At 66.9% G+C, this 12,729-nt stretch carries 16 protein-coding genes; 13 read left to right on the top strand and 3 right to left on the bottom strand.

Annotation, left to right across the window (positions count from 1 at the left end; all coding sequences use genetic code 11):
• Positions 1 to 89: 89 nt before the first annotated feature.
• The 11 genes from ffh to AC5P7F_RS08365 all read left to right on the top strand — a co-directional run bounded on the left by ffh (position 90) and on the right by AC5P7F_RS08365 (position 7,929).
• Positions 90 to 1,466: a signal recognition particle protein gene (gene ffh / locus AC5P7F_RS08315; protein ID WP_005408591.1), complete on the top strand. Its 1,377-nt coding sequence runs from the start codon at positions 90 to 92 to the stop codon at positions 1,464 to 1,466.
• Positions 1,467 to 1,593: 127 nt separating this feature from the next.
• Positions 1,594 to 2,670, top strand: coding sequence for a nitronate monooxygenase (locus AC5P7F_RS08320; RefSeq protein WP_164077114.1), 1,077 nt, complete (start codon positions 1,594 to 1,596; stop codon positions 2,668 to 2,670).
• Positions 2,667 to 3,449, top strand: a complete 783-nt coding sequence (locus AC5P7F_RS08325; RefSeq protein ID WP_164077113.1) for an aminotransferase class IV family protein — start codon at positions 2,667 to 2,669, stop codon at positions 3,447 to 3,449. Before AC5P7F_RS08320 ends, AC5P7F_RS08325 begins: the two co-directional genes overlap by 4 nt.
• Positions 3,450 to 3,576: 127 nt before the next feature.
• Complete coding sequence (locus AC5P7F_RS08330; RefSeq protein WP_049441482.1) at positions 3,577 to 4,179, top strand: suppressor of fused domain protein; 603 nt, start codon at positions 3,577 to 3,579, stop codon at positions 4,177 to 4,179.
• A 186-nt stretch (positions 4,180 to 4,365) separates the two neighbouring features.
• Complete coding sequence (rpsP, locus tag AC5P7F_RS08335; RefSeq protein ID WP_005415733.1) at positions 4,366 to 4,626, top strand: 30S ribosomal protein S16; 261 nt, start codon at positions 4,366 to 4,368, stop codon at positions 4,624 to 4,626.
• Positions 4,627 to 4,670: 44 nt separating this feature from the next.
• Positions 4,671 to 5,183 carry a ribosome maturation factor RimM gene (gene rimM, locus AC5P7F_RS08340; RefSeq protein ID WP_010483256.1) on the top strand — a complete coding sequence of 171 codons (513 nt, stop codon included), beginning with the start codon at positions 4,671 to 4,673 and terminating at the stop codon, positions 5,181 to 5,183.
• An 8-nt stretch (positions 5,184 to 5,191) separates the two neighbouring features.
• Entirely contained in the window at positions 5,192 to 5,950 is a 759-nt protein-coding gene (gene trmD / locus AC5P7F_RS08345; RefSeq protein ID WP_046429552.1) for a tRNA (guanosine(37)-N1)-methyltransferase TrmD, read from the top strand.
• A gap of 154 nt (positions 5,951 to 6,104) precedes the next feature.
• The gene (rplS, locus tag AC5P7F_RS08350) at positions 6,105 to 6,506 is read left to right on the top strand and encodes a 50S ribosomal protein L19 (protein WP_005415736.1); all 402 of its coding nucleotides are present in this window, start codon (positions 6,105 to 6,107) and stop codon (positions 6,504 to 6,506) included.
• 82 nt (positions 6,507 to 6,588) lie between these two features.
• Entirely contained in the window at positions 6,589 to 6,969 is a 381-nt protein-coding gene (locus AC5P7F_RS08355) for a DUF6404 family protein (protein ID WP_164077111.1), read from the top strand.
• Between the two features lie 79 nt (positions 6,970 to 7,048).
• Positions 7,049 to 7,483, top strand: coding sequence for a DUF1801 domain-containing protein (locus AC5P7F_RS08360; protein WP_164077110.1), 435 nt, complete (start codon positions 7,049 to 7,051; stop codon positions 7,481 to 7,483).
• A gap of 38 nt (positions 7,484 to 7,521) precedes the next feature.
• Positions 7,522 to 7,929 (top strand): DUF1801 domain-containing protein, encoded by a 408-nt coding sequence (locus AC5P7F_RS08365; protein ID WP_164077109.1) that lies wholly within the window; start codon positions 7,522 to 7,524, stop codon positions 7,927 to 7,929.
• A 69-nt stretch (positions 7,930 to 7,998) separates the two neighbouring features.
• On the opposite strand, the gene AC5P7F_RS08370 is transcribed toward AC5P7F_RS08365, so the two are convergent.
• Positions 7,999 to 9,459, bottom strand: a complete 1,461-nt coding sequence (locus AC5P7F_RS08370) for an MATE family efflux transporter (RefSeq protein WP_134808642.1) — start codon at positions 9,457 to 9,459, stop codon at positions 7,999 to 8,001.
• A gap of 62 nt (positions 9,460 to 9,521) precedes the next feature.
• Between AC5P7F_RS08370 and AC5P7F_RS08375 the strand changes: the two genes are divergently transcribed.
• A complete protein-coding gene (locus AC5P7F_RS08375; RefSeq protein WP_014646407.1) occupies positions 9,522 to 9,761 on the top strand; it encodes a hypothetical protein in 240 nt (79 codons plus the stop codon).
• A 9-nt stretch (positions 9,762 to 9,770) separates the two neighbouring features.
• The gene (locus AC5P7F_RS08380) at positions 9,771 to 10,178 is read left to right on the top strand and encodes an RNA-binding S4 domain-containing protein (RefSeq protein WP_014646408.1); all 408 of its coding nucleotides are present in this window, start codon (positions 9,771 to 9,773) and stop codon (positions 10,176 to 10,178) included.
• Positions 10,179 to 10,216: 38 nt separating this feature from the next.
• On the opposite strand, the gene AC5P7F_RS08385 is transcribed toward AC5P7F_RS08380, so the two are convergent.
• Both AC5P7F_RS08385 and AC5P7F_RS08390 read right to left on the bottom strand, forming a co-directional pair.
• Positions 10,217 to 10,819 (bottom strand): DUF937 domain-containing protein, encoded by a 603-nt coding sequence (locus tag AC5P7F_RS08385; protein ID WP_014646409.1) that lies wholly within the window; start codon positions 10,817 to 10,819, stop codon positions 10,217 to 10,219.
• A gap of 108 nt (positions 10,820 to 10,927) precedes the next feature.
• Positions 10,928 to 12,571 (bottom strand): catalase, encoded by a 1,644-nt coding sequence (locus AC5P7F_RS08390; RefSeq protein ID WP_046429557.1) that lies wholly within the window; start codon positions 12,569 to 12,571, stop codon positions 10,928 to 10,930.
• Between the last annotated feature and the right edge of the window lie 158 nt (positions 12,572 to 12,729).

Here is a 12,729-nt window from a genome sequence, read left to right on the forward strand (position 1 = left end):
GACGGCCCGGTGGTCGCAGTCCGGGCGGACAGCCGGACCCGTTATACTGTCTGCCTTATTGTCCCCCGCTTTCAGACAGGTTGCGCCGCATGTTCGAGTCCCTGACCCAGCGCCTTTCCGGCACCATCGAGCGCCTGCGTGGCCGCGGCCGCCTGACCGAGGAGAACATCCGCGAGGCGACCCGCGAAGTACGCATCGCGCTGCTCGAAGCCGACGTCGCGCTGCCGGTGGTGCAGGCCCTGATCGAGCGCATCAAGGTGCGCGCGGTTGGCCAGGAAGTGCTGAAGTCGCTGACCCCGGGCCAGGCCCTGATCAAGGTCGTGCGCGACGAGCTGACCGCGGTGATGGGTGCCGAGGCCAGCGACCTGAACCTCAATGTGCCCGCTCCGGCGATCATCCTGATGGCGGGCCTGCAGGGCGCCGGCAAGACCACCACGGTGGGCAAGCTGGCCAAGCACCTGAAGGAAAAGCGCAAGAAGAAGGTGATGGTGGTCTCGGCCGACGTCTACCGTCCGGCCGCGATCGAGCAGCTGAAGACCCTGGCCGAGCAGGTGGGCGTGCTGTTCTTCCCGTCCAGCGCCGACCAGAAGCCGGAAGCCATCGTCCGCGCCGCCATCGACGATGCCCGCAAGTCGTTCGTCGACGTACTGCTGGTCGATACCGCCGGCCGCCTGGCCATCGACGAAGCGATGATGGCCGAGATCAAGGCCCTGCACGCTGCCGTGAACCCGGCCGAAACCCTGTTCGTGGTCGACGCCATGACCGGCCAGGACGCGGCCAACACCGCCAAGGCCTTCGGTGATGCGCTGCCGCTGACCGGCGTGGTGCTGACCAAGACCGACGGTGACGCCCGTGGCGGTGCCGCGCTGAGCGTGCGCTACATCACCGGCAAGCCGATCAAGTTCGTCGGTGTCAGCGAAAAGCCGGAAGGCCTGGACGTGTTCCATCCGGACCGCATCGCCAGCCGCATCCTCGACATGGGCGACGTGCTGTCGCTGGTCGAGCAGGTGGAGCAGCAGGTCGACAAGGACAAGGCCGCCAAGCTGGCCGAGAAGGTCGCGAAGGGAAAGAAGTTCGACCTGAACGACATGCGCGACCAGCTGGAGCAGATGCAGAACATGGGCGGCATCGGCGGCCTGATGGACAAGCTGCCGGGCCTGGGCAACATCCCCGACCACCTGAAGCAGCAGGTCAGCCAGGGCAAGGAAGTGCCGCGCATGATCGCCATCATCAGCTCGATGACCAAGAAGGAACGGCGCAACCCGAACCTGCTCAACGGCTCGCGCCGCGCGCGCATCGCCAAGGGTTCGGGCGTGACCCCGGCCGACGTCAACAAGCTGATGAAGCAGTACATGCAGATGGAAAAGATGATGAGCAAGATGGCCGGCGGCGGCATGAAGGGCATGCTGCGCAGCATGAAGGGCATGATGGGTGCCATGGGCGGCCGTGGCATGCCGTTCCGTTGATGACGGCCCCGGTCGCAGTGTGATGTAGCGCCCGAGCCCACGCTCGGGCGGCGGCGCGCAGCAGCAGGCTCGACGCCACCCCTGTCCCGCGCGCACCATGGTGGCCTGTCCGAAACGATGGGCCGTCATGCAGAGTTCCGCTGTAACTTCCCGCGTCGAGGCGTTCTGCCGGCGCTTTGGCATTTCCGTTCCGATCCTGCTGGCACCGATGGCCGGTGCCTGCCCCGTACCGTTGTCCGCCGCGCTGGCCAATGCCGGCAGCATGGGGGCGATGGGCGCGGTGCTGTCGTCGTCGGCCGATATCGGTCGCTGGATGGAGGACTTCCGCGCGACCTCCACCGGCCCGGCGCAGGTGAACCTGTGGGTGCCGGACCCCGCACCGAGCCGTGATGTCGCTGCCGAGGCCGCCAGCCGCGCTTTCCTCGCGCAGTGGGGCCCGGAGGTGCCGGCCAGCGCCGCCGACGCCACGCCTGCCGATTTCGAAGAACAGTTCGCTGCGTTGCTTGCGGCACGCCCGGCGGTGGCGTCGACCATCATGGGTGTGCTGCTGCCGCGCCACGTGCAGCAGCTGAAGGACGCCGGCATTGCCTGGATCGCCTGCGCGACCACCTTGTCCGAAGCGCGTGCCGCACAGGACGCCGGTGCCGACGCCGTGGTGGCGCAGGGCATGGAGGCCGGTGGCCATCGCGGTGCGTTTGATCCGGCAATGGCCGAACGCCAGCTGGTCGGGCTGTTCGCGCTGTTGCCGCGCCTGGCCGATCACCTGCAGATTCCGGTGATCGCTGCCGGTGGCATCGCCGATGGCCGTGGCATTGCTGCCGCACTCACCCTGGGGGCCAGCGCCGTCCAGATCGGCACCGCCTTCCTGCGCACGCCCGAGGCGGCGATCGCATCGGCGTGGGCCGATGGGCTGGCCGCCAGCGAACCGGAAGATACCTGGCCGACGCGCGCGTTCAGCGGCCGCCTTGGCCGTGGCCTGGCGACCGCGTATGTGCGCGCCGCTGCTGCCGAAGGCGCCCCTGCGCCGCGCCCGTACCCGGTGCAGCGTGGCCTGACCGCGCCGATGCGCAAGCAGGCCGTGCAGGAAAATCGCCTGGCGGCGATGCAGGCCTGGGCCGGGCAGTCGGCGTGGATGGCGCCTGCACAGCCGGCCGCCGATGTGCTGCGCGGCATGTGGGAACAGGCGCAGGCGCTGCTGCGATGAGGGTCACCTGCAATGGCCAGCCGGCGCAGGTGGCGGACCTGCTGCCGGCGCTGGTGAACTACGGCCACTTCACCTCGCTGCAGGTGCGTGGTGGTGCAGTGCAGGGGCTGGACCTGCATCTGGCGCGGCTGTCGCAGGCCACGCGCGAACTGTTCGGCAGCGAACTGGACACGGTGCAGGTGCGGGCGTGGATGTCGCAGGCGCTGCGGCAGGCCGGCCTGGCCGATGCCTCGCTGCGGGTGACGGTGTACTCGCGCCGCTTCGATTTCCGCAATCCGCTGGCGGCCGTGCCGGTGGACGTGCTGGTGGCAGTTTCAGCGCCGGTGGCCCTGGCCGCGCCCAAGCGCGTGCGCAGCGTGGCCTGGCAGCGCGAAATGCCGCAGATCAAGCATGTGGGCACGTTTGGCCTGTTTGCCGAGCGGCGCGCGGCGATGGCGCAAGGATTCGACGATGTGCTGTTCGTGACCGCCGATGGCGACGTGAGTGAAGGGAGCACCTGGAACCTGGCCGTGCACGATGGTGAGCGGCTGCTCTGGCCACAGGCGCCTGCCCTGCGCGGGACGGCCGAAGCGCTGCTGAAGCGGCATTGGCCGGGGCCTCAGGTCACTCAGCCGCTGCCGCTGGCCGATCTGGCCGGCGTGAAGGCGGCTTTTGCCTGCAACGCCAGCGGCCTGTGGGCGCTGGAGGCCATTGACGGGCATGTCCTGCCCGGCTCGCAGGCGCTGGCTGAACAGGGCAGGGCGGTGCTGGCGGCGGTGGCCTGGCAGCCGCTTTCCTGAACGAGGCGCGTGGTTGCCGATCGCTGGACATAGCCGGACGCTACCTTGAAGCGTTGCAGCCGGTAGCGCCGGGCCATGCCCGGCGGATGCGTCCGCAGCGAACAACACTCAGGAGTTTCAATCAGATATGGGTATGGTCACCGAGCAGCATCGCGCGGTAGCGATGCACGCAATCAAGGTCATGGGCTCTGAGGGGCGGCCCAAGGTCCAGGCCTTTCACGATGATCATCGCCTACGTTCAGTCGATATCCTCACGACGTTCAGCTCTCCGGAAGCAGGGCTGAAGTCCATCTCGTCCATCGGCCTATCGGATTCTGGGTTACGTCATGCGGAGGGGCACGAACTGGAAACGCGCGTCGAGCTGTGTGCGTGTGCAGAACAGGACGCGCTGCATTGGGACAACGTCGTCGCCTCGACGGCTTTCGCGATCATGCGCGATCGTGCGGCGGTGCAGCCTGGTAGCGTGATTCCCGACATCCTGCAGGACTACTTCCCGTCGACCCGGATGCCGCACGTATATCTGGTGCCGCCCTTCTTCTGGAATGACGCCAGGTTCCCGGGGCTGCAGTTCCCGCCGGTTGCCATCAACTGGCTGCAGTGCATCGCCATCCACGAATCCGAGCGGCAACTTGTCGAGCGGATTGGCGGCGATGCATTTGACGACCTGCTGCAGCGGCACGAGGTAGATGTGCTGGACATGCATCGGGCGCCGGTAGCGGGAGCGCTCTGACGCTATCGCCCCGGGAATCTTGGAGGGGCGGTCGGAGGTTGATCACTTTGCTGAACGAAAGTGGCGAGGCATAGCACTGCGCTACCGTGAAGATGGATACAGCCCGGGGTTGGCTCGGCCGGGCTCTGCCGCTATAATCGCCCGCTTACCTCGCCATCCTGGCGACTGGGCAATAGGAAAAACACCATGGTCAAGATTCGACTGACCCGCGGCGGCGCCAAGAAGCGTCCGTTCTACCACATCATCGTCACCGACGTGCGCAGCGCGCGCGACGGCCGCAACATCGAGCGCGTTGGCTTCTACAACCCGGTTGCCCAGGGCGCCGAGAAGCGCATCGAGCTGGACCTGGCCCGCGTTGACCATTGGGTCAAGAACGGCGCCCAGCCGACCGACAAGGTCCGCAACCTGATCAAGGAAGCGACCAAGTCCCAGGCCGCTGCGGCCTGATCCTGACGGGCCACGCTTCGGCGTGGCCCTCTTGGTTGAAGCAGATGAAAGATATCGAGCGCCGCATCCTGCTGGGCAGGGTTGTCGGCGCTTTTGGTGTGCGCGGCGAAATCAAGCTCGAGTCCTGGACCGAGCCACGTTCCGCCATTTTCCGTTACCAGCCGTGGATCGTGCGCAGCCCGTCCGGCGTGGAAACCACGATTGAAGGTGTGCGTGGCCGCGACAGCGGCAAGCACCTGGTCGCCCGTTTCCCCGGCGTCGAGGACCGCGATACCGTCGAAGCGATGCACGGCACCGAGATCTACGTGGCCCGCAGTGCATTGCCGCCACCGAAGCCCGATGAGTACTACTGGGTGGACCTGGAAGGCCTGGACGTGAAGACCACCGAGGGCGTTGCCCTGGGCCAGGTCTCGCACCTGTTCAGCACCGGAGCCAACGACGTGGTGGTGGTCCGCGGTGACCGCGAGCGGATGATTCCGTTCGTGCAGCCGGACTTCGTCAAGTCGGTCGACTTCGAGGCCAACCTGGTCGTGGTCGACTGGGATCCCGAGTTCTGAGCGTGAGCATGCGTTTCGACGTCATCACCCTGTTCCCCGAGTTCCTCGCCCAGTCCGCCGGACTGGGCGTGGTCGGGCGCGCGCAGGAGAAGGGGCTGTTCAGCCTGCACGGCTGGAACCCCCGTGATTACGCCGAAGGCAACTACCGCCGCGTGGACGACCGTCCGTTCGGTGGTGGCCCGGGCATGGTGATGCTGATCGAGCCGTTGCAGGCCTGCCTGCAGGCGATCCGTGAGGCCGATCCGACCCCGGCGCGGGTGATCTACCTCAGCCCGCAGGGGGCGCCGCTGACCCAGGCCAAGGTGCGGGAACTGGCGGCGCTGCCGCGCGTGGTCCTGCTCTGCGGCCGCTACGAGGGCATCGACGAGCGTTTCCTGGAGGCCAATGTCGACGAGGAGATCTCCCTCGGCGACTACGTGCTGTCCGGGGGGGAACTGGGCGCGGCGGTGATCATCGACGCCGTGGCCCGCCTGCAGGACGGTGCCCTGAACGACGCCGAATCGGCGGCGCAGGACAGCTTCGAGGGCGACCTCGGCCTGCTCGACTGCCCGCATTACAGCCAGCCGGCCCAGCACCCGCTGGGTGACGTGCCGGACGTGCTGCGCTCGGGCAACCACGCGGCCATCGCCGCTTGGCGCCGCCAGCAGTCGCTGCTCCGGACCGCCGAGCGGCGCCCGGACCTGCTGGATGAACAGGCACTGGGCAAGGCCGACCGCAAACTGCTGGAGCAGGGCCGTCAGGCCCGGAACCAGAAGGCCAGCCCCTAGCGCAGGGTCGGCTTTATCGGCTATCATGGCCAATTACCGTCGACCCTGGTCGGCGCGCGCAGTACCCAAAACAAACGTGCAGCACAGTCCGGTGACTGCATGAGCCTACGTTGTCGATACGACACGCCCACCCGAACAAGAATCGGTGTAACCCATGAGCAAGCTGAACAAGTCCATCGTCGCGGAATTCGAATCCGCCCAGATCACCCGTGAACTGCCGAAGTTCAGCCAGGGCGACACCGTTGTCGTCAACGTGAAGGTGAAGGAAGGCAGCCGCGAGCGCGTGCAGGCCTACGAAGGCGTCGTCATCGCCACCAAGAACGCCGGCCTGAACTCCTCGTTCACCGTCCGCAAGATCTCGCACGGCTACGGCGTCGAGCGCGTTTTCCAGACCCACAGCGCCATCATCGACTCGGTCGAAGTGAAGCGTCGTGGTAAGGTCCGCGCCGGCAAGCTGTACTACCTGCGTGGCCTGGAAGGCAAGGCTGCCCGCATCAAGGAAGACCTGGCTGCCGCTGCTGCCGCCAAGGCTGCCCGTCTGGCCGACAAGGCCTGATAAACAACTTCGGTTGTTGCCGCGACGGCCACCTTCGGGTGGCCGTTTGCGTTTCCGGCATCGCATCGGCCACGATCAGGTGATGAACGACATCAACCTTCGCTATCCGGCCGTGATCCAGTCGGCGTTGCGCTTTCTCGACGGCAAGGGGCTGGCACGCGTGCAATCGGCGCCGTTGCTGCATCGCCTGTTGTGGCGCCTGGGCATCGCACTGCCGCCACCGATCCTGGCCGGCTTTGGCACCAACGCGTTGGTGCAGGGCCTGCTGTTCGGGCTGTTCTGGACCGCGCTGATGTGGCTGATGCTGTGGCAGGGCAGCGAACGTCCGCTGGTGCTGTTGCTGGTGGCCGATCTGGTGGCCGGCGCGCTGTTCGGCCTTGTGATGGCGGCGCTGATGCGCTCGCTGCGCCGCCACCGCAAGCTGCCGGATTGGCGCCAGTTCCGGGCGCGGCAGGCGGACTGAGCCGATGGCGCACTGCGCCGTGACCGACGGCTACGGGCCGCGCTAGGCTGCCGCATCATCCCGATGCCCGTACCGTGCGATGCCTGCCAAGCGAACCGCACCCACCGCTGCGCCCACCCTGCTGTCCGGTGGCAACCCGCAGATCGCCAAGGGCGAGGGCGATGCCCCGGTGCGGGCGTACATCGCCGCCATGCCGGACTGGAAACGCCCGATTGGCGCGCGACTGGATGCCCTGATCGAACGGGCCGTACCCGGCGTGCACAAGGCGGTGAAGTGGAACTCGCCGATGTATGCGATGGCCGTCGGCGCGGGCTGGTTTCTCAGCTTCCATTGCTTCACCCGCTACATCAAGGTGGCCTTTTTCCGCGGCGCTGCACTGACGCCGCCGCCACCGGAGCCGTCCAGGAGCGGCGACACGCGCTACCTGCACATCCACGAATCCGGCCTGTTGGATGAAGCGCAGTTCCTGGACTGGGTGCGCCAGGCCGCCGCGTTGCCCGGCGAGCGCATGTAAGCCCACCGTTCTGATTCCTTTCCCGACGAGAACCGCTGATGGCCACGCACGCGCCGAACCCTGACGATGCCGGAACCCCGGCGACCGAACTGATCGATGCACGCATCGCCGAGCTGGGAGACTGGCGCGGCGAAACGCTGGCACGCGTGCGTGCATTGATCCATGAAGCGCTGCCGGACGTGCAGGAAGCCTGGAAGTGGCGCGGTACACCGGTGTGGGAGCACAACGGCATCCTGTGCACCGGCGAAACCTACAAGCAGGCAGTGAAACTGACCTTCGCCAACGGTGCGGCGCTGACCGATCCCAAAGGCCTGTTCAACGCCAGCCTGGAGGGCAACACGCGGCGTGCGATCGACATCCATGAAGGTGCGATGCCGGATGCCGCTGCGTTCAAGGCGCTGCTGCGCGCAGCGGCGGCGTTCAATGCGGCGAAGAAGAAACGGTAGAGCCGGCCGCTGGCCGGCTGTTGCGCGATGCTGCTGGAGAGGTGTGAGGTTGCCGGCCAGCGGCCGGCACTACCGTGGCGGTGCGGCATCCGGGTCGGCCACCGGCGACGGCGGACAGGCCGGAATCTCCGACGGCGTCGCCAGTTCTTCGGCATGCGAGGGCCTGCCCATCATCTTCGCCTTGCGCCAGCCGCCCCAGCGGTAATACGCCAGCGACAGCAGCATCGACACCAGCGAGCTGACCGGGAAGCTCCACCAGATTGCATCGGCGCCCCAGTACGGCTGCAGCAGTTCGGCGAACGGCACGCGCACGCCCCACAGCGAGCCGGCCAGGATCAGCAGTGGCGGAATCACCGCGCCGGTGGAGCGCACCACGCCGGAGATCACGAAGCTGACGCCGAAGAACAGGAACGAGCCGATCACCACATGGTTGAGGTGGCGGGCGATGTCCAGCGCCTGGCTGGCCGGCGGCAGGAACAGCGCCAGCAGCTGGCGATCGAACACAACCAACGGCAGGATCAGCGCGCCGGTCAGCAGGAAGTTGAACAGCACGCCCTGGCGTGCGGTACCGCGCACGCGGTCCCAGCGCTGCGCACCGACGTTCTGTGCGGCCATCGAAGAACACGCCGCACCGATCGCCATCGCCGGCATCTGCAGGTAGTTCCACAGCTGCAGGGCAGCACCGTAGCCGGCGCCGGTGTCGGTGCCGTACTGGTTGACCATGGTCATCAGCAGGATCACCGACAGCGAAATCAGCACCATCTGCAGGCCCATCGGCACGCCCTTGACCACCAGCGCCTTGAGGATGGTCATGTCGAGCTTGAACAAGCGCAGGTCGGCGCGGCCCAGCCACAGGGTGTGGCGCTTGTGCCGCATGTACAGCAGCAGGCCGGCCAGCGACAACGTCTGCGCGACCAGCGTGGCCCAGGCCGAGCCGGCGATGCCCAGCGCGGGGAAGGGCCCCATCCCGAAGATCAGTACCGGGTTCAGCACGATGTCCAGTGCCACCGATACCATCAGGAAGCGGAACGGCGTGCGCGAATCACCGGCACCGCGCAGGGCGGCGGTGAGGAAGGCGAACGCGTACAGAGTCGGCATCGCCAGGAAGATGATCTGCAGGTAGGCCTCGGCCAATGGCAGCGAGGCGGCCGGCGTGCCCATCGCTGCCAGCAGCGGATGGGCCATGAACCAGCCGGCGATGGCGATGATCACCGACAGGCCGATGAAGAAGGTGGCACTGGTGCCGACCACGCGCCGCGCCTGCGCGATGTCGCGCGCGCCGATCGCCTGTCCGATCAGGATGGTCGAAGCCATGCCGAAGCCGAACACCGAGCCGATCAGGAAGAACATGATGTTGTTGGCGTTCGCGGTGGCGGTCAGTGCCGCCTCACCGAGGAAGCGCCCGACCCAGACCGCATTCACCGAACCGTTCAGCGACTGCGCGATGTTGCCTGCCAGGATCGGCAGGGAAAACAGCAGGAGATTGCGGCCGATCGGGCCGGAGGTCAGGTCAAGCGGCGCTTTGGCCATGGAGTGGTGATCGAATCCCGGGAGGCGCACACTAGCACCAAGCCGGTTTGCGGGATGTGGCAATGCATCAACGACTGCAGGTGAAGTGGAGCCTGGCGCTGGCCTTGATCAGCGTCGTACTGGCCGCATGTTCGACAGGTGACCGGCTGGGCGATACCCAGGTGCGGCCCACCGACCGGCCCGAGTGCCTGGTCGGCAGCCAGCGCCAGGATCTTTCTGCCGGCGTACCCACCCTGATCGGGGGCAGCGGCTGCCGCACCGACCCCGACAACCCGCGTCCCCTGAACAAGCGAACGGAGTAGTCCCTGCCGATGACCGAGCTTTCCCCGCTGCCGCCCAGTGTCCGCCTGGACATCTGGCTGTGGGCGGCCCGTTTCTTCAAGACCCGCAGCCTGGCCAAGCAGGCCATCGAGACCGGCAAGGTCAGCGTGGCTGGGCAGCGCCCGAAATCCTCACGCGCGGTGCGCGTCGGCGAGCAGCTGCAGGTGGATCGCGGCGAGGAGCATTTCGAGATCCAGGTGCTGGGGCTGAGCGATCAGCGCGGGCCGGCGCCGGCGGCGCAGCAGCTGTATGCCGAGAGTGAGGCCTCCAGGGCCCGCCGCGCCGAGCAGCGGGCGCTGCGCATCGCCGCACGCGATGGTTTCCAGCCGCCGGAGCACAAGCCGGACAAACGCGCACGGCGGTTGATCCGCGCGCTCGGCGATATCGACGCGTTGTAAGTTGCAGGGCGCCAGACCGGGTCCGGCGCCGCCTTGGCTCAGCGCTTGCCGCCCAGCAGGCTGCCGCCGATCTTCAGCAGATCGCCCACGCCGAGCTGGCCGTCACCGTCCTGGTCCAGCACGCTGCCAAGCAGGCCGCCGGCAAGGCCGCCCTGTTGCTGCACCTGCTGCTTCTCCTGGCCGAGGGCCTGGCTGAGCGAGCCGGCATCGGCCTGGCCACCACCGAGGCGCTGGGCGAGGAAGGCCATCACGATCGGTGCGAGGATCTGCAGCAGCTGGCTGGTACGGCCGCTGTCGAGCTGGGTGGCCTGGGCCAGGCCGGTTTCCACCTTCTGCTGGCTGCCGCCGAAGATGTGGCCGAGGATGCCGGCACCGTCGCTGGCGGCGCCACCGCCACCGCCGCCCAGTACCGAGCCGAGCACGCTGCCCAGGTCCAGGCCGCTGTGGTTGTTCTGCAGTGCACCGAGCAGCGCCTGTGCGCCCTGCGGCTGCGAGGCGTTGTTGCCCAGCGCGCCCATCAGCACCGGCAGCGCGGCACTGATCGCACCGGAGGCCTGGGTATCGCTGATGCCGAGCTGCTGCGATACCTGCTGCAGCGGGGCGCCCTGCAATTTGGCGAGAAGTTCGTCGGTCAGGCTCATCTGCGGAATCCTTGATTGGGGTTGGGCGTGCAGAAGGTACGACGCAGACCGTTAAAACGGCGACGCCGCCTCACGGGGAGGCGGCGTGGCGTTCACGGGGCAGGGCGATCAGAGCTCGATGTCTTCGGCACCCGGGGTCGCGGTGGGGAAGTCCGCTTCCGGCTGGGCCGGCTTGAACGGATCCGTTGGCTGGCTGGCCAGCGCCTTCAGCGCCGCGGCAACACCAGCGCCATAGGCCGGGTCGGCCTTGCTGCAGTTGTCGATGTGGCGCTGCTTGATGAAGTCCGGCGCATCGCCCAGGGCACGGGCGGTGTTGGCGAACAGTCGCTCCTTCTGTGCCTGGTTGTAGCTGCGGAACAGCGCACCGGGCTGGCTGAAGTAGTCGGCGTCGTCCTCACGGAAGTTCCAGAAGTCGGCGTCGCCCCGGATCTTCATCGGCGGTTCGCGGTACTGCGGCTGTTCCTGCCACTGGCCGTAGCTGTTGGGCTCGTAGTGCGGCAGGCCGCCGTAGTTGCCGTCCACGCGCATCGCACCGTCGCGGTGGTTGCTGTGCACCGGGCAGCGCGCCGCGTTCACCGGAATCTGGTGGTGGTTCACGCCCAGGCGGTAGCGCTGCGCATCGGAGTAGGCGAACAGGCGCGCCTGCAGCATCTTGTCCGGCGACGGGCCGATACCCGGCACCAGGTTGCTCGGCGCGAACGCTGACTGCTCCACGTCCTGGTACCAGTTGACCGGATTGCGGTTCAGTTCGAACTGGCCCACTTCGATCAGCGGGTAGTCGCTCTTCGGCCACACCTTGGTCAGGTCGAACGGATGGATGCGGTAGGTTTCCGCCTCCAGTTCCGGCATGACCTGGATGAACAGTTTCCACTTCGGGAAGTCGCCCTTCTCGATCGCGGCGAACAGGTCGCGGCCGTGGCTTTCGCGGTCATGGCCGACCAGGATCTGCGCCTGCGCGTCGGTCAGCGATTCGATGCCCTGCTGGCTGATGAAGTGGAACTTCACCCAGAAGCGCTCGCTGTCGGCGTTGGTGAAGCTGTAGGTGTGCGAGCCGAAACCGTGCATGTGGCGGAAGCTGCGCGGAATGCCGCGGTCGCTCATCACCACGGTCACCTGCAGCAGGGCTTCGGGTAGCAGCGTCCAGAAATCCCAGTTGTTGCGTGCGCTGCGCAGGTTGGTATGCGGGTCGCGCTTGACGGCCTTGTTGAGGTCGGCGAACTTGCGCGGGTCGCGCAGGAAGAACACCGGCGTGTTGTTGCCGACCAGGTCCCAATTGCCTTCTTCGGTGTAGAACTTCAGGGCGAAGCCGCGGATGTCACGCTCGGCGTCGGCGGCGCCACGCTCGCCGGCCACCGTGGTGAAGCGGGCGAACATCTCGGTCTGCTTGCCGACCTTCTCGAACAGCTTGGCGCGGGTGTACTTGCTGATGTCGTGAGTGACGGTGAAGGTGCCGAATGCGCCCGAGCCCTTGGCGTGCATGCGGCGCTCGGGAATGATCTCGCGGTTGAGGTTGGCCAGCTTTTCCAGCAGCCACACGTCTTCCATCAGCAGCGGGCCACGCGGGCCGGCGGTCTTGCTGTTCTGGTTGTCCACCACCGGTGCGCCGAAGGCCGTGGTCATCGGCGTGACCGGTTCATCGCCGTGCTTCTGCTTCGGGGTAGTGCTCAGCTCGCGCTGCTGCTGGGCGCCTTCCGCAGGCGACGGCGCGGTGTGATACGGACATTTCGGGCTGTTGTTATCGGACTGGCTCATGGCTGGCTCCTGCGGGTGAAGACGGGATGGAACATCTTCACTCGACTTTAGCTAGGGCCAGATGAAATGAATAATCGAATGATCCGTTCAGTTTGATAGTTTCTGTCAATTGAAACGAAGAATAAGATTTGCCGGATCTTTCGATAGGCCTCCCGCGT

This window comes from Stenotrophomonas sp. YJH_SMC_105-26 (assembly GCF_059368915.1).

Bases quoted from the DNA above. Each gene is read 5' to 3' on its own strand.
- ffh (WP_005408591.1), top strand. From the start codon at position 90: ATGTTCGAGTCCCTGACCCAGCGCCTTTCCGGCACCATCGAGCGCCTG.
- AC5P7F_RS08320 (WP_164077114.1), top strand. From the start codon at position 1,594: ATGCAGAGTTCCGCTGTAACTTCCCGCGTCGAGGCGTTCTGCCGGCGC.
- AC5P7F_RS08325 (WP_164077113.1), top strand. From the start codon at position 2,667: ATGAGGGTCACCTGCAATGGCCAGCCGGCGCAGGTGGCGGACCTGCTG.
- AC5P7F_RS08330 (WP_049441482.1), top strand. From the start codon at position 3,577: ATGGGTATGGTCACCGAGCAGCATCGCGCGGTAGCGATGCACGCAATC.
- rpsP (WP_005415733.1), top strand. From the start codon at position 4,366: ATGGTCAAGATTCGACTGACCCGCGGCGGCGCCAAGAAGCGTCCGTTC.
- rimM (WP_010483256.1), top strand. From the start codon at position 4,671: ATGAAAGATATCGAGCGCCGCATCCTGCTGGGCAGGGTTGTCGGCGCT.
- trmD (WP_046429552.1), top strand. From the start codon at position 5,192: ATGCGTTTCGACGTCATCACCCTGTTCCCCGAGTTCCTCGCCCAGTCC.
- rplS (WP_005415736.1), top strand. From the start codon at position 6,105: ATGAGCAAGCTGAACAAGTCCATCGTCGCGGAATTCGAATCCGCCCAG.
- AC5P7F_RS08355 (WP_164077111.1), top strand. From the start codon at position 6,589: ATGAACGACATCAACCTTCGCTATCCGGCCGTGATCCAGTCGGCGTTG.
- AC5P7F_RS08360 (WP_164077110.1), top strand. From the start codon at position 7,049: ATGCCTGCCAAGCGAACCGCACCCACCGCTGCGCCCACCCTGCTGTCC.
- AC5P7F_RS08365 (WP_164077109.1), top strand. From the start codon at position 7,522: ATGGCCACGCACGCGCCGAACCCTGACGATGCCGGAACCCCGGCGACC.
- AC5P7F_RS08370 (WP_134808642.1), bottom strand. From the start codon at position 9,459: ATGGCCAAAGCGCCGCTTGACCTGACCTCCGGCCCGATCGGCCGCAAT.
- AC5P7F_RS08375 (WP_014646407.1), top strand. From the start codon at position 9,522: ATGCATCAACGACTGCAGGTGAAGTGGAGCCTGGCGCTGGCCTTGATC.
- AC5P7F_RS08380 (WP_014646408.1), top strand. From the start codon at position 9,771: ATGACCGAGCTTTCCCCGCTGCCGCCCAGTGTCCGCCTGGACATCTGG.
- AC5P7F_RS08385 (WP_014646409.1), bottom strand. From the start codon at position 10,819: ATGAGCCTGACCGACGAACTTCTCGCCAAATTGCAGGGCGCCCCGCTG.
- AC5P7F_RS08390 (WP_046429557.1), bottom strand. From the start codon at position 12,571: ATGAGCCAGTCCGATAACAACAGCCCGAAATGTCCGTATCACACCGCG.